We start from the raw sequence: 13,856 nt of genomic DNA, 5'->3' as shown, positions 1-13,856 counted from the left end.
CCTCCCGCTCCTGGCAGGGCGGATGCCTCGGCACCCCCGCCACCGAGACCCGCACCGGCGCCACCTCCACCCGCGTCGACGACCTCGGCGCCTGGATCCAGCAGGTCCGCGCGACGGCCACCGCGCCGACCGCAAGCGCCGTCTACGACCCGGTCAAGCAGACGTCCACGGTGTTCACCGTCGACACGGGCGGCCGTGTCGTGGGTGCCTACAACATCAACGGCCAGGGCTGGAGCACCTGGACGCCGATCAGCGAACGCCCGGCCGGCGCCAAGCCGTTCACCGGTGCGCCCACCGCCCTGTACAACCCGGCCACCGCCGCGATCGAGCTGTACGCCGTCGACAGCGACGGCGTCATGTGGCGCACCTACTACCTGGCCGACGCGCAGGGCTGGCGCCCCTGGGCCGGCACCGGGGCGACCAGGTTCACCGGCGGCGCCACCGCCGTCTACAACCCGGACACCAGGACCGCCGAGGTCTTCGCCACCACCGTCGACGGCCCCATCGCCCACACCTACTACGCCCCGGGCATGACCGGCTGGAGCGACTGGTCCACCATCTACGACCGGAAGTTCAACGCCGCCCCCGGCGCGATCTACAACCCGGCCACCGGCGCGATCGAGCTGTTCGCCGTCGAGCGCGGCGGCACCATGTACCACACCTACTGGTTCAACGACAGCAAGCCGTGGAACGTCTGGCTCCCCCTGGACGGGGCCGCCTTCACCGGCAGCCCGAGCCTGGTCTACAACCCGTCCACCAAGACCGCCGAGGTCTTCGCCACCACCACCGACGGCACCGTCGCCCACCGCTACTACACCCCGGGCATGACCGACTGGAGCGCCTGGACGACCATCAACGGCGAGTACCGGTTCGCCGGCAACCCCAGCGCCGTCTACAACCCCGCCACCGACGCCATCGAGCTGTTCGCCACCGGCCGCGACACCACCCTCTACCACACCTACTGGTTCAACAACGGCAAGCCGTGGAACGCCTGGGAGTCCCTGAGCGGAACCACGAAGCTCGCCGCCGGCCGGATCCCCGCCGCACTGTTCAGCACCTCCACCAACACCGTGGACCTCTTCGACGCCGGCACCACCGGCGCCGTCAACCACACCTCCTACAAGCCCGGCACGCCCGGCTGGACCCCCCTGGACACCCTCCCCGGCACCACCCTGCCCACCAGCTGACCAGCTGAGCCCTGCAGGACCGACCCGCGCGCGGCGCCGGCCACCACCACGGTGGCCGGCGCCGCGCCGCGTTCGCGGGCCGACCCGGTTCCGTCAGGGCGCCGGGAGGGGGGCGGCGGCGAGGAGGGCGTCGAGCAGGCCGGGGAAGCGGGTGTCGAGGTCGGTGCGGCGCAGGCTGACGAAGCGGTTGCGGCCGGCGACGCGGGTGGTGGTGACGCCCGCCTCGCGCAGGACGCGCATGTGGTGGGAGACGGTCGACTTGTGGAGGTGGTCCAGGCCGAGGTTGCGCGGGTCGCAGGAGTGCTCGGCGCCGTCGGCGTAGCTCAGCAGCAGGCGCATGCGCACGGGGTCGCCGAGGGCGGCCAGGACCGTGACGAGGTCGAGGTCGGCGGTGGCGGGCTGGGGCAGCCGCTCGTCTTCGGTCATGGCGCTCGGGTCCTCGCAGGGGTCACGGACGGCGGTGGGCGGTCGCAGGCGGGGGCGGGCCGCCTCTCGGTGCCGGGGCGTTGGTTTGACAATCATCCACCAATCCCTAGTGTTTGACGAGCGTCAAACTGTTGCGTGATTGTCAAACAATCGGGGGGTTCCCTTCCCATGCCCGTACGCCTGCTCCTGCTCGCCCTCGGCACCTTCGCCATGGGCACCGACTCGATGGTCGTGGCCGGCATCCTCGGCCCGGTCGCCGCCGACCTGGGGGTGTCCGTGCCGGCCGCCGGCCAGCTGGTCACCGTCTTCGCGCTCGGCTACGCGCTGCTGGCGCCGGTGCTGGCGGCACTGACCGCCCGCTGGCCGCGCCGGCGCCTGCTGCTGAGCGCGCTCGCGGTGTTCACCGCCGCCAACGCGCTCAGCGCGCTCGCGCCCACCTTCACCACGCTGCTGGCCACCCGGGTGCTGGCGGCGGCCGGGGCGGCGCTGTACACGCCGACCGCCAACGCGGTGGCCACCACACTGGTGGCCCCCGAGCGGCGCGGGCGGGCGCTGGCCACCGTGCTGGGCGGGATGACGGTGGCCACCGCGCTCGGCGTGCCGCTGGGCACCTGGGTGGGGCGCGGCGACTGGCGGCTGACGATGTGGCTGGTCACGGCACTGGGCCTGGCGGCGCTGGCCGGGCTGGCACTGCTGCTGCGCACCCTGCCCGCGCCCGTGGCGACCCCGGGCCTGGCGGCGCGCCTGGCGCCGCTGGGGCGCCCGCGGGTGCTGGGGGCGGCGGCCACCACGCTGGCGTTCTTCCTCGCCTTCCAGAGCGTCTACATCTACCTGGCGACCGCGGTCTCCGGGGCGACCGGGGGCGACGCGGGCCGGCTGAGCACCGTCCTGGCGGTCACCGGCGCGGCGTCGGTGGCGGGCAGTTGGCTGGGCGGGCGCCTGGTGGACCGGGTGGGGGTGCGCCGGGTGCTGCTGACCGGTTCGCTGGTGGCGGCCGGCGCGTTCGCCGCGCTGCCGTGGCTGGGGCGCAGCATGGCGGGGGCGCTGGTGTACGCGGTGGTGACGCCGCTGGCGGGGTGGGCGGTGTCGGTGGCGCTGCCGCACCGGCTGGCGTCGATCGATCCGGGCAGTGCGCCGCTGCTGATCTCGCTGAACTCCAGTGCGCTGTACCTGGGGACGGCGGCGGGCGGGGTGGCGGGCAGCTGGGCGATCGCCGTGCTGGGCGGGCGGTGGTTCCCGCTGGCGGCGGCCGTGCTGGCGCTGGTGGCGGCGGGGGTGGCGGCGGCGACCACGCGGGCGGGGCGCGCCGAAGTGGTCGCGGGGACGCCGGCGGGGGCGGGGGTCGGTCAGGTCCCCGCCCCGGTGCGGCGGTGAGGGTCAGGCGCGGGCGGAGCCGAGGTCGCGGTCGCTCTCGGCGCCCTTGAGGAGCAGGGTGGTCTCCTCGATGCGGGCGAAGCGCCCGCAGGGGCCGAACTCGCCGAACACGTAGACCTCCATGCTGACTTCGCTGCCGTCGGTCTTGACGACGTGGACGGTGTGGCGGTCGGCGGTGCGCCCGTCGGCGTGGAACTCCTCGTGGACGTCGATGGATCCGGAGGCGACGACGGCGCGCAGGTGGCCGATGTGCTCGGCGAAGCCGGCGCGGTCGGCCCAGGTGCCGTCGGTGCGCTGGCGGTAGTCGGGGGTGAAGTGCCGCTCGACGGCGTCCTCCAGGGGCAGGGCGGGGTTGAAGAGCAGGTCGTCGATGGCGGCGGTGATGGTGGTGTGGGTGGTGGCGGGGGTGGTGGTCACGGGGTGCCTCCTGCGGGCTTGGGGGTGCGGTCCGGGACGGCCGGAAACCGGATGCGTGCGCGGCGCACGCTTTCCGGAAGAGGACTCTACACGGAATGCGTGCGCCGCGCACGCTACGATCGGGGGGTGAACCACAGCCCCGACGCCTCCCCGTCCCCCGCCTCGCCCTCCCCCGTCCCCTCGGACGCCCCCTCCCTGGGCGACACCGTCGCCGACGCCCTCGCCGCCCTGCTGCGCCGCCCCGCCCGCACCGCCCTCTACCGGCGCCTGACCGCGGGCCTGGGCGAGGCCGTGGACGAGGTCACCTACCCCGTCCTCAGCGGCCTGGCCCGCTTCGGGCCGCGCAGCGCCGCCGACCTGGCCGCCGAGATCGGCCTCGACCGCTCCGGCGTCTCGCGCCGCGCCACCCGCCTGGAGGACGCCGGCCTGCTGCGCCGCGAGGCCGACCCCCGCGACCAGCGGGCCACCCTGCTCGCCCTGACCCCGGCCGGGAGGGAGGCGGTGGAGGTGATGCGCCGGCGCCTGGCCGGCGGCATCGAGGAGGCGCTCGCCTCCTGGCCGCCCGGCGAGGCGGAGGTCTTCGCCCGGGGCCTGGCCCGCTTCGCCGAGCAGGGGCCCTTCACCGCCCCGTAGCCCCCGGCCCCCGGCCCCCTCCCCCGGCCCCCGGCCCCCGGCGCGGCCGCGGACATGCGCGTGCCCCGCCCCGGGAGTCCGGGACGGGGCACGGCGGGCGGGGCGTGTCAGGCGCCGAGGACCTCGCCGACCAGGGCGCGGGCCTCCTCCTGCACCCGGGCCAGGTGCTCGGGGCCGTGGAAGGACTCGGCGTAGATCTTGTACACGTCCTCCGTGCCCGAGGGGCGGGCGGCGAACCAGGCGTTGTCCGTGCAGACCTTGAGGCCGCCGATGGCGGCGCCGTTGCCCGGGGCCTTGGCCAGCACCGCGGTCACCTTCTCGCCGGCCAGCTCGCCCGCGGTGACCTGCTCCGGGGCGAGGCGGGCCAGGCGCGCCTTCTGCTCGCGGTCGGCCGGGGCGTCCACACGGGCGTAGGCGGGGGCGCCGTGGCGAGCGGTCAGCTCGCGGTAGTAGGCGCTGGGGGTGGCGCCGGTGACGGCGGTGATCTCGGAGGCGAGCAGCGCCAGCAGGATGCCGTCCTTGTCGGTGGTCCACACCCCGCCGTCGCGGCGCAGGAACGAGGCGCCGGCCGACTCCTCGCCGCCGAAGGCGATCGAGCCCTCCAGCAGGCCGTCGACGAACCACTTGAAGCCGACCGGGACCTCGACCAGCTCGCGCCCCAGGTCGGCGGCGACGCGGTCCAGCATCGAGGAGGACACCAGCGTCTTGCCGACCGCGGCGTCCAGCGGCCAGTCGCCGCGGTGGCGGTAGAGGTAGTCCACCGCCACCGCCAGGTAGTGGTTGGGGTTCATCAAGCCGCCGTCGGGGGTGACGATGCCGTGCCGGTCGGCGTCGGCGTCGTTGCCGGTGGCGATCTGGTACTCGGAGCGGCGCCCGATCAGGGAGGCCATCGCGGACGGGGAGGAGCAGTCCATGCGGATCTTGCCGTCCCAGTCCAGCGTCATGAACCGCCAGGTCGGGTCGACCTCGGGGTTGACGACGGTCAGGTCCAGCCGGTGGGCCTCGGCGATGCGCCCCCAGTAGGCCACCGACGCCCCGCCCAGCGGGTCCACGCCGATGCGCAGGCCCGCGGCGCGCACCGCGTCCAGGTCCAGCACGCGCGGCAGGTCCTCGACGTAGGCGCCCAGGTAGTCGTAGCGGCCGGTGGTGGCCGCGGCCAGCGCCCGCGCGTAGGGCACCTTGCGCACCCCGCGCAGGCCCTCGCGGATCAGCTCGTTGGCGCGGTCCTGGATCCAGCCGGTCGCCTCCGAGCCGGCCGGGCCGCCGCTGGGCGGGTTGTACTTGAAGCCGCCGTCGCGCGGCGGGTTGTGCGAGGGCGTCACCACGATGCCGTCCGCCAGCGCGCGCGGGCTGCGCCGGTTGTGGGCCAGGATCGCGTGCGAGACCGCCGGCGTCGGGGTGTAGCCGTCGGCCGAATCCAGCAGCACCTGCACGCCGTTGGCCGCCAGCACCTCCACGGCCGTCACCTTCGCCGGCTCCGACAGCGCGTGGGTGTCCGCGCCCAGGAACAGCGGCCCCGCCACCCCCTGCAGCGCCCGGTACTCGCAGATCGCCTGCGTGGTCGCCGCGATGTGGTCCTCGTTGAACGCCGCGTCCAGGGACGAGCCCCGGTGCCCCGACGTCCCGAACGCCACCCGCTGACCCGCCTCCTGCGGGTCGGGGTGCAGCGCGTAGTAGGCCGTCACCAGCCGCGCCACGTCCACCAGATCACCCGGCTCGGCCTGCCGGCCGGCCCGTGCGTGTGCCATCCGTCTCTCTCCCGCCACAGTCCTGCGCGTCCTTGCCCCGTGCGACCGATCGTAGCCAGAACGCGACGGCGCCCCGTACCGGCGACCGGGACGGGGCACACTACACGCCCCGGGGAACACCCCGGGGCCACGACAGCCGGAACCGGACGAATCCGGGCGATCTTCCGCCGGGAGCGCGACGGGCGGCCGTCGCGACGGCGCTCAGGAGGGCAGCTGCTGGCGGAAAGCGGCCAGGGCGGGGGCGGTGACGGTGGCCAGGAACTCGGTGACGCGGTAGGCGCACACGCCCTCGCGCGCGAACGGGTCGGTGGCCACCAGCGCCTCGATCGCGGCCCGGTCCTCGCCCACCGCGAGGATCACCCCGCCGTCGCGCGGCACCTTGCGCCCGGAGGCCAGGAACGTGCCGTCGGCGTAGTGGCCGTTCAGCCACTCGACGTGCTGCGGCAGCAGGGCGTCGACGCGCTCCAGCGGGGCGGTGTACGAGAGCTCCAGAACGAACATGCGCCCAGGCTAGCCCCGCCCCGCCGGACACGACCGGCCGGGGCGGGGGTTCCGAGGTGGGCGAGGGCGGATTCGAACCGCCACAGCCGAAGCGGGGGCTTTACAGGCCCTTGGGCTCGCCAGTGCCCAGCTCGCCCTCGGAGAAGGAAACGGAACCTCAACTGCGCTGCCCGGCATACGCGAAGAGCCGAGGAGAGGCAGAAAGGAACGCGGAGAAACAAGCGCCGAAGCGGCGCGGACCGGCGGCGGCTTCAGCGCGCGGCGGGACGGCTCGCGCGATAGCACAGGGAACCCGGACAGGTGCGGTGCATCGCCAAGTCCCCCTTCTTCATGCGCGGTACGCGGTTGATCGCATCGTCGGGGATCACTGTGCCGGGTGCGCACCGGGGCGGCAACCGGTTTTCCGCGGGGTGGGTCCGGGGTGTGTGGCGAGTCCAATCCTGCCAGGTCGGCGGGTGGTTGCGGTAGGACGCAGAGCACCCGGGTTTCGCCTTGTGCGCCCCGGCCGCCCACCCGCAGACTCGTCCGCATCCACCTCTCCGGCCCCGTGCCGGCTCCCGTCCGCGGGGGCCGGCGCGCGCCTCGTGCTGCGCGGGGCCGGGGACGGGTGGGCAGGACAGGGCGATACGAGGGGGCTCGATGGAGATGAACACGGACCGGGACCTGGTGCTCAGGGCGCGGATGCGACTGCTGAGCCACGACGGGCGGGTGCTGCACGCGCCCGCCGGACTGGCCGTCTACCGGCTGCTGTTCGCGGTGAGCCCGCAGGTGTACGCCTCGCGGCTGGCGTACGTCCTGGAGGAGTCGAGCCGCTCGGCGCAGGTCGCGCACCTGCCCGGACGGCGGCGGGCGCTGCTCCAGGAGGCGCTGGCGGCGCTGGCCGTCGTCCCGGCGCACCACCCGCACCGGGCGAAGGTCCTGGAGCGGGTGGCGGCCGGGCTGCGCGCACTGGAGGCCGCACCGCAGGACGCGCCGCAGACGGAGACGGGGCGGTAGGCACGGAAAGGGGCCACCGCGGTACGACACGTGCTATTTGACGGCCGATCGGAGGCAACCGACATGAGCAGCGGTTCGCCACCGCCGCGCCTGGACGGCGGGGTGACGCTCCAGAGGGCGGACCGGCGGCGCCCTTACGGGGTGCTGCGGCCGGCGGTGGCGGCGGCCAGGGCGCGGTTCGATCCGGCGGGGATCCTGGCGCCGGGGCGGGGCATCCGCGTGTCCTGAGCCCCGGGGGGCTGTCCGACGCGCGGGCGGCCCCCCGGGCTAGGAGATTTCCATCTGGGCCATCATGCCCATCGCGGAGTGGTCGAGCAGGTGGCAGTGGTAGGGGTAGCGGCCGCGGTAGGTGTCGAAGACGGCCTGCAGGCGCACGCTTTCGCCGGGCAGCAGGCGCACGGTGTCCTTGAGGCCGGACTCCTCGGGGCCCGGGGGCCGCCCGTTGCGCGCGAGGACGCGGAACTGGACGAGGTGGAGGTGGAAGTTGTGGGGCACGTCCTTGTTGGCGTTGGTGACCGTCCACACTTCGCTGGTGCCGTGGGTGATGGAGGCGTCCACGCGGTCGGGGTCGTAGGTCCTGCCGTCGATCATGCCGCGGGGCTCGGCGCGCCCGTCCTCGTCGACCTGCAGGACGACGGTGCGTTCGCGGTCGGGTTCGGGCAGGGCGGGCAGGGTGCGCAGGCGGGCGGGGACCGAGCTGGGGTCGTGGGCGGCGCGGGTGACGTCGAAGCGCAGGACCCGGCCGACGTGTTCGGGCGGGCCGGGGGGCATGGAGTTGGTGAGGGTGACGCCGGTGCCCACGCGGTAGCGGGAGAAGTCGATGACGACGTCGGCGCGCTCGCCGGGTGAGAGGTCGACGGTGTCGGTGACGTGGGGGCGTTCCAGCAGGCCGCCGTCGGAGCCGATCTGGGTGATCGGGCCGCCGTCCTCCAGTTTGAGGGAGAAGAAGCGCAGGTTGGAGGAGTTGAGCAGGCGCAGGCGGTACTTGCGGGCGGCGACCTCCACGCGGGGCCAGGGGCGGCCGTTGGCGAGGATGGTGGTGCGGTTGAACGGGTCGTCCATGCGGTAGACGAGGTTGCCGTCCGCGTCGAAGCGGGCGTCGCGCAGGGCGATGGGCAGGTCGTAGCGGCCCGCGGGCAGGGGCAGGGCGGCTTCGGTGGCGTCGGTGAGCAGGTAGAAGCCGGCCAGGCCGCGGTAGACGTGTTCGGATTCCGCGTGGTGGGCGTGGTCGTGGAACCACAGGTTCGCGTGGCTCTGGTCGTTGGGGTAGGTGTAGGTGCGGGTGCGGCCGGCGGCGATGAGGGTCATGGGGTCGCCGTCGCTGTCGGCGGGCACGCTGGCGCCGTGCAGGTGGACGGAGGCCGGCTCGTCCAGGAGGTTGGTCTGGCGCACGACCACCGGGCGCCCGGAGCGGGCGCGGATGACGGGGCCGGGGAAGGCGCCGTTGTAGGCGAGGACCTGGGCGGGGCGTCCGGGCAGGATCGGGGTGTGGACCTTGAGCATGGTGACGGCGTAGGTGTCGGCGCCGCCGTCGCTCGACACGGGGCTGAGCACCGGGGGCAGGGGCATGGCCAGGGAGAACTTCTCGGCCAGCCGGGGGCCGGCGTCCGGTCCGGGGTCCGGCTGCTCACCGGGCGTGCCGCTTTCGTGGACGTGGCCGGGGCCGTGACGGTCGGCCGCGTCCGGGCCCGCGGGGGTGAGGGAGGCGGCCGGGCGCAGGGTGGTGCGCATCAGCAGGACCCCTCCCCCGGTCGCCAGGGCGGCGCCGATCATCCTGCGTCTGCTCACCATCGTGCGTCCTCCGGGGCGGCGGGTCTCTGGGGCTTCGGGTCTCTGGGGCTTCGGGTCTCTGGGGCTGCGGGCCGGGCCCGTGGTCGGGGCGCGGGGGCTGCGGCTCCGGGATCTTCCGGGGGCGATTGCAGCAGCGCCCGCTCGCGCGGCGGCGGAGTCCCGCTGGGGCCGACCACCGCCCTTCCGGGGGAACGTCGAGGGGCGAGGGGTGCGGGGTGCGGTGGGCTGGGCGTGTTGCGCGCCTGTTGCGCCGGGCACGTCACCGTGGCTCGGGAAGCACTGGAGGATCCCTCGAAGCAGCCCGGAGCCGCGCGCTGCCGTGGAGGCTCGCGGGGATCCGGGGGGACTCGAAGGGAAGGGCGGGAGCGTGGACCTGCGGTACTGGCTGGGCAGGGCGGCCGAGGTCGTCGAGCGGTGGGGCGAGCGGTTCGAACCCTTCGAGCCGCACCCCTCGCACCACGTGGACGACGCGGACTTCGCCGCCGCGTTCGAGCGCTTCGCCAAGCGCCTGGAGCACAACTACCCGTTCTTCCATCCCCGTTACGCCGGGCAGATGGTCAAGCCCCCGCACCCGGCGGCCGTCGTCGGCTACCTGGCGGCGATGCGCTTCAACCCCAACAACCACGCCTACGAGGGCGGCCCGGCCACCAGCGACATGGAACGCGAGTGCGTGGCGGCGCTGGCCGCCATGTTCGCCCTGCCCGCCCACGTCGGCCACCTCACCAGCAGCGGCACCATCGCCAACCTGGAGGCCCTGTACGTGGCGCGCCAGAGCCACCCCGGGCGGGCGGTGGCCTACAGCGAGCAGGCCCACTACACGCACCGCCGCATGTGCCACGTCCTGGGGGTGCGCGGGGTGGCGGTGGCCGCCGACGGCCTGGGCCGCATGGACGCGGACGCGCTGGAGGCGGTCCTGCGCGGCGGGGACGTGGGCACGGTGGTGGTCACCGCCGGCACCACCGGGCTCGGCGCCGTCGACCCCGTCCACGAGATCCTGCCGCTGGCCCGCCGCTACGGGGCACGGGTGCACGTGGACGCCGCCTACGGCGGGTTCTTCGCGCTGCCGGCCGCCGACCCCGCCCAGGCCGCCGCCCTGGACCTGGACCCGCGCCCCTGGCAGGCGATCGGCGGCTGCGACTCCGTGACCGTCGACCCCCACAAGCACGGCCTGCAGCCGTACGGCTGCGGCGCGGTACTGTTCGCCGACCCCGCCATCGGCCGCCACTTCGCCCACGACTCGCCCTACACCTACTTCACCGACGCCGAACTGCACCTGGGCGAGATCAGCCTGGAGTGCTCACGCGCCGGCGCCTCGGCCGCCGCCCTGTGGCTGACCCTCCAGCTCCTGCCGCTGACCCCCGACGGCTTCGGCGCCGTCCTGGCCGGCGGGCGCCGCGCCGCCCTCGCCTGGGCGGACCTCATCCGGGACAGCCCGGACCTGACGCTCTACCAGCAGCCCGAACTGGACATCGTCACCTACCTGCCCAGCGGCACGGGCCCGCTGTCCCTGGCCGGCACCGACGCCGCCGGCGAACGCGTCCTGCGCGCCGGGATGAGCGCCGAGGACGACCCCGTCTACCTGAGCCTGCTGCGCGTGGACGCCGCCGACTTCACCCGCCGCCACCCCACCGCGCTCGCGGACGCCGACGGGGCGCGGATCCTGCGCAGCGTCCTGATCAAGCCCGAGGCCGAGCACTACCTGCCGCGCCTGCACGCGCGCGTCACCGAACTCGCCCGCACCGCCTGAGCCGCAACCCCGCGCAGCCCCCCTTTTTTTCCTGCCGATCCCGCCGAGGAGAGTGTGTCCGTTGACCAGCGCCACCCTGCGGCCCGGCGCCGCCGCGCCGGCCCCCCTGCCCCCGCCACCCCCGCCCGAGGTCCGCCCCGCGCGCGACGGCGAGGAGGAACCCCTGGCCCGCACCCTGGCCGCCGCCTTCCACGACGACGCCCTGATGCGCTGGGCCTTCCCCGACGGCACCCACCGCGCCCGCGTCCTGCCCGCCTTCTTCCGCGTCCACCTCGCCCAGTGCCTGGCCCACGACGGCGTCATGACCACCGACGCCCTGGACGGCGCGCTGCTGTTCCTGCCCCCCGGCGTGTGGGAGAACCCCGCCCGGCGCGACACCCGCACCGCCCGCGCCCTGGACCGGGCCCTCGACACCGCCACCCACCCCCAGGCCGCCCACCGCCTGGCCGCCATCACCCGCCTCCAGCAGCGCCGCCACCCCGTCCACCGGCCCCACTACTACCTGGCGTTCATCGGCGTGCGCCCCGTCACCCGCCACGCCCGCACCGCCGCCGCCCTGCTCGCGGCCGTCACCGCACGCATCGACGCCGACGGCCAGGCCGCCTACGCCGAGACCAGCTCACCGGGCGGCGCCCACCTGTGCGCCACCCACGGCTTCACCCGCTTCGGCGAGGCCATCGCCCTGCCCGGCGGCGGCCCGCAGCTGCGCCCGATGTGGCGGGGCCCCAGGTGAGCGCCGTCCTGCGGGTCCACTCCGCCGCCCAGATCGACGCCGGCGCCGCCGCCGAGTACCCCGACGCCGCCCGCGTCCTGGCCTGGAGCCGCGCCTTCCTCACCACCTCCCACCCCGACCTCGGGCGCACCGGCCCCGTCTGCCCCTACACCCAGCCCTCCCTGCGCCGCGGCCTGTTCCACATCGCCACCATCGACGGCGAGGACGACGGCGACCTGCCCGCCCTCGTCGGCCAGCTGCGCACCCGGTACGACGCCCTCCTGGACGGTCTGGCGCAGGAGTCCGAACGCGAACTGCTCACCGTCCTGCTCCTGCTGCCCCACCTCGATCCCGCCGACTCCACCGCCCTGGACGAACTCCAGCGCAAGGCCAAGGACGACTTCGTCGAACAGGGCCTGATGATCGGCCAGTTCCACCCCGCCTGCGAGGAGGGCGGCCTGTGGAACCCCGCCTTCCGCCCGCTGCGCGCCCCCGTCCCGCTGCTCGCCGTGCGCAAGCTCCTCGTCTTCGACCTGCCCTTCCTCACCGGCGACGGGACCCACCTGACCCACTACCTCGCCCGCTTCGCCCCCGCCATGCCCGCCCGCATCCGCGACCAGCTCGTCACCGGCATGACCACCCGCACCACGTCCCCCTCCCCCGTGGCCGCCTGACCCGGGCCCCCGGGACCCCGGCCGGCGCCCGGGCCCGGGGGCCCAACTCCCGCTCCTTCTATGAGCTTTGGAGCGCCGTTACGGCACGGGCACCCAGCTCCCCGCCCCGCCCGAGGCGCAGGGCTCGGCACCGCACGACCGGGCCGCGGGCCCGCAGGCCCGCCGTCCCTCGCCGCGGCGCCTTCTCAGCCGGTCCCGGCCCCGGAGGCGGCCTCGGCGGGCAGGCGGGAGGTGACGAGGTCGGCCACCGCCCGGCTCATCGCCTCGCGCTCGGCCGCCGGGTCGGCGGCGGTGGCGAGTGCGACGGCCGCCTGGTGCAGCGCCCCGTACAGCAGGTGGGCCAGGGGCTCGGCCTGGTCGGGGGCGAGCAGGCCGCGGCGGGCGGCGCCGTCCAGGGAGGCGCGCAGCAGCTGCCGGGCGCAGTAGGGGTCGCCGAAGCGCACCGAGCGTTCCCAGCCGAGGACGAGGGGGCCCTCGATGAGCAGGATCCGCTGCACCGGGGCTTCCAGGCAGGCCGTCAGGTAGGCGTCCATGCCGGCCAGCATCCGCCCGATCACCCCGTGGCCCGCCTCCTTGGCCTCGGCGGCGGCGCGGGCGCAGCGGTCGTGGACGTCGTGCTGGACGGCCTCGTAGGCGGCTTCGAAGAGGCGGTGCTTGTCGGGGAAGTGGTGGTAGAGCGCGCCGCGGGTCACTCCGGCGCGCTCGACGATGCGCGTGGTGGAGGTCTCGGCGTAGCCGTCCGCGGTGAACAGGGCGATCGCCGCGTCGACGAGGTGTCTGCGGGTGGCGTCGCCCTGTTCGGCCTTCTTCGTCATGGCCTCATCGTACGGAGTACACGTTGACGTCGTGGTCGAGGCCGAGGAGGGCGGGGTCCAGGCGGCCGGAGGCGGCGAGGACGAAGGCCATCGGGTCGGCGGCGGGTGCGGTGGCGGTGGCGGCCCGGGGGCGGCCGAGGCGCTGGAGTTCGGCGCGCAGCCAGGTCTCGCTGGCGGCGAGGCCGGGGTTGTCGGTGGGGCGGGGGTGGCCGAGGGCGGTGCGGATGTCGTCGGCGTGGACGAACGCGTCGTACCACAGGGTCAGGACGCCGTTGGCGACGGTGCGCCCGTAGCGGGGATTGACGCTGTGCCAGACGCGGTCGTCGAGGCGGGCGAGGGAGGTGGCGAGGCGGGCGGTGGCCTCGCGCAGGAGGCCGGCGAGTTCGCGGGGCGGGGTGTCGCGCAGGGCGCGGGCCTGGTCGTCGGGGGTGCGGGTGCCGATGGTGCCGTCGGCGGAGTCGAGGGCGTTGGCGGTGACGTGCGCGGCGACGTCGCGCACCTGCCATCCGGCGCAGCGCGTGGCCGTGTCCCCGTCGCCGTCCTGCAGAGCGTCGAGCAGGTCGGCGAAGCGCCCGAACTCGGCGTCGAGCCCCGCCACGACCTGCGTCCTGTCCGTTCCCGTCATGCCGTCAACCCCCTGGTGTGCGGCGGCCGTTGGTGGCCGCGCTCTCGTCGACGACGATACATACATGCAGCCTGTATGTATAGGGCGGGGTGGCGTGGAGCGGGAAGCCGGCTCCGTCGACTTCCCGCTGCGGCAGGGGCCTTGAGAGATCCGGTCCCTGTCGGATCGCGGGCCCGGGATGACTGCGCTCGGCCGGGACATCGACGAGGC

General features: G+C 75.0%; 14 protein-coding genes and 1 tRNA gene. 7 read left to right on the top strand and 8 right to left on the bottom strand.

Annotated elements, in window-relative coordinates; translation table 11 throughout:
* Positions 1–1,187, top strand: a 1,187-nt coding sequence (locus tag AB0C76_RS36650; protein WP_359974048.1) for a hypothetical protein, incomplete at its 5' end; no start/stop codon positions are given.
* Positions 1,188–1,280: 93 nt separating this feature from the next.
* Here AB0C76_RS36650 and AB0C76_RS36645 read toward each other — a convergent pair.
* The gene (locus AB0C76_RS36645; protein WP_359974046.1) at positions 1,281–1,613 is read right to left on the bottom strand and encodes a transcriptional regulator; all 333 of its coding nucleotides are present in this window, start codon (positions 1,611–1,613) and stop codon (positions 1,281–1,283) included.
* A gap of 168 nt (positions 1,614–1,781) precedes the next feature.
* Between AB0C76_RS36645 and AB0C76_RS36640 the strand changes: the two genes are divergently transcribed.
* Positions 1,782–2,987, top strand: coding sequence for an MFS transporter (locus tag AB0C76_RS36640; RefSeq protein ID WP_359974044.1), 1,206 nt, complete (start codon positions 1,782–1,784; stop codon positions 2,985–2,987).
* Positions 2,988–2,990: 3 nt separating this feature from the next.
* Here the strand turns inward: AB0C76_RS36640 and AB0C76_RS36635 are convergent, their stop codons facing one another.
* Positions 2,991–3,404 carry a nuclear transport factor 2 family protein gene (locus AB0C76_RS36635; protein WP_359974042.1) on the bottom strand — a complete coding sequence of 138 codons (414 nt, stop codon included), beginning with the start codon at positions 3,402–3,404 and terminating at the stop codon, positions 2,991–2,993.
* A 195-nt stretch (positions 3,405–3,599) separates the two neighbouring features.
* Between AB0C76_RS36635 and AB0C76_RS36630 the strand changes: the two genes are divergently transcribed.
* On the top strand, positions 3,600–4,037 hold the full coding sequence (locus tag AB0C76_RS36630) for a MarR family transcriptional regulator (RefSeq protein ID WP_359974052.1): 438 nt from the start codon (positions 3,600–3,602) through the stop codon (positions 4,035–4,037).
* A 107-nt stretch (positions 4,038–4,144) separates the two neighbouring features.
* On the opposite strand, the gene pgm is transcribed toward AB0C76_RS36630, so the two are convergent.
* The 3 genes from pgm to AB0C76_RS36615 all read right to left on the bottom strand — a co-directional run bounded on the left by pgm (position 4,145) and on the right by AB0C76_RS36615 (position 6,423).
* Positions 4,145–5,785, bottom strand: a complete 1,641-nt coding sequence (pgm, locus tag AB0C76_RS36625) for a phosphoglucomutase (alpha-D-glucose-1,6-bisphosphate-dependent) (RefSeq protein ID WP_359974040.1) — start codon at positions 5,783–5,785, stop codon at positions 4,145–4,147.
* A 201-nt stretch (positions 5,786–5,986) separates the two neighbouring features.
* Positions 5,987–6,286 carry a YciI family protein gene (locus AB0C76_RS36620; RefSeq protein ID WP_359974038.1) on the bottom strand — a complete coding sequence of 100 codons (300 nt, stop codon included), beginning with the start codon at positions 6,284–6,286 and terminating at the stop codon, positions 5,987–5,989.
* Between the two features lie 57 nt (positions 6,287–6,343).
* Positions 6,344–6,423: transfer RNA gene (locus AB0C76_RS36615), tRNA-Tyr, on the bottom strand.
* A gap of 502 nt (positions 6,424–6,925) precedes the next feature.
* Between AB0C76_RS36615 and AB0C76_RS36610 the strand changes: the two genes are divergently transcribed.
* Positions 6,926–7,282 (top strand): hypothetical protein, encoded by a 357-nt coding sequence (locus AB0C76_RS36610; protein WP_359974036.1) that lies wholly within the window; start codon positions 6,926–6,928, stop codon positions 7,280–7,282.
* 267 nt (positions 7,283–7,549) lie between these two features.
* On the opposite strand, the gene AB0C76_RS36605 is transcribed toward AB0C76_RS36610, so the two are convergent.
* Entirely contained in the window at positions 7,550–9,073 is a 1,524-nt protein-coding gene (locus AB0C76_RS36605; RefSeq protein ID WP_359974034.1) for a multicopper oxidase domain-containing protein, read from the bottom strand.
* A 367-nt stretch (positions 9,074–9,440) separates the two neighbouring features.
* On the opposite strand from AB0C76_RS36605, the gene AB0C76_RS36600 reads away from it, so the two are divergent.
* From AB0C76_RS36600 to AB0C76_RS36590, 3 genes are all read left to right on the top strand, one after another.
* Complete coding sequence (locus tag AB0C76_RS36600; protein ID WP_359974032.1) at positions 9,441–10,820, top strand: aminotransferase class V-fold PLP-dependent enzyme; 1,380 nt, start codon at positions 9,441–9,443, stop codon at positions 10,818–10,820.
* Positions 10,821–10,881: 61 nt separating this feature from the next.
* Complete coding sequence (locus AB0C76_RS36595) at positions 10,882–11,553, top strand: hypothetical protein (RefSeq protein WP_359974031.1); 672 nt, start codon at positions 10,882–10,884, stop codon at positions 11,551–11,553.
* Complete coding sequence (locus AB0C76_RS36590; RefSeq protein ID WP_359974029.1) at positions 11,550–12,206, top strand: DUF6875 domain-containing protein; 657 nt, start codon at positions 11,550–11,552, stop codon at positions 12,204–12,206. Before AB0C76_RS36595 ends, AB0C76_RS36590 begins: the two co-directional genes overlap by 4 nt.
* A gap of 185 nt (positions 12,207–12,391) precedes the next feature.
* Here AB0C76_RS36590 and AB0C76_RS36585 read toward each other — a convergent pair whose 3' ends face one another.
* Both AB0C76_RS36585 and AB0C76_RS36580 read right to left on the bottom strand, forming a co-directional pair.
* A complete protein-coding gene (locus AB0C76_RS36585; RefSeq protein ID WP_359974027.1) occupies positions 12,392–13,021 on the bottom strand; it encodes a TetR/AcrR family transcriptional regulator in 630 nt (209 codons plus the stop codon).
* A 4-nt stretch (positions 13,022–13,025) separates the two neighbouring features.
* A complete protein-coding gene (locus tag AB0C76_RS36580) occupies positions 13,026–13,646 on the bottom strand; it encodes a maleylpyruvate isomerase family mycothiol-dependent enzyme (RefSeq protein ID WP_359974026.1) in 621 nt (206 codons plus the stop codon).
* Between the last annotated feature and the right edge of the window lie 210 nt (positions 13,647–13,856).

It is taken from the genome of Kitasatospora sp. NPDC048722, from assembly GCF_040650235.1.
GTDB lineage: Bacteria > Actinomycetota > Actinomycetes > Streptomycetales > Streptomycetaceae > Kitasatospora.
The sequence above is the reverse complement of the archived record's forward strand: the minus strand, read 5'-3'. Positions and strand labels throughout refer to the sequence as shown.

Bases quoted from the DNA above. Each gene is read 5' to 3' on its own strand.
- AB0C76_RS36645 (WP_359974046.1), bottom strand. From the start codon at position 1,613: ATGACCGAAGACGAGCGGCTGCCCCAGCCCGCCACCGCCGACCTCGAC.
- AB0C76_RS36580 (WP_359974026.1), bottom strand. From the start codon at position 13,646: ATGACGGGAACGGACAGGACGCAGGTCGTGGCGGGGCTCGACGCCGAG.
- AB0C76_RS36620 (WP_359974038.1), bottom strand. From the start codon at position 6,286: ATGTTCGTTCTGGAGCTCTCGTACACCGCCCCGCTGGAGCGCGTCGAC.
- pgm (WP_359974040.1), bottom strand. From the start codon at position 5,785: ATGGCACACGCACGGGCCGGCCGGCAGGCCGAGCCGGGTGATCTGGTG.
- AB0C76_RS36610 (WP_359974036.1), top strand. From the start codon at position 6,926: ATGGAGATGAACACGGACCGGGACCTGGTGCTCAGGGCGCGGATGCGA.
- AB0C76_RS36585 (WP_359974027.1), bottom strand. From the start codon at position 13,021: ATGACGAAGAAGGCCGAACAGGGCGACGCCACCCGCAGACACCTCGTC.
- AB0C76_RS36640 (WP_359974044.1), top strand. From the start codon at position 1,782: ATGCCCGTACGCCTGCTCCTGCTCGCCCTCGGCACCTTCGCCATGGGC.
- AB0C76_RS36605 (WP_359974034.1), bottom strand. From the start codon at position 9,073: ATGGTGAGCAGACGCAGGATGATCGGCGCCGCCCTGGCGACCGGGGGA.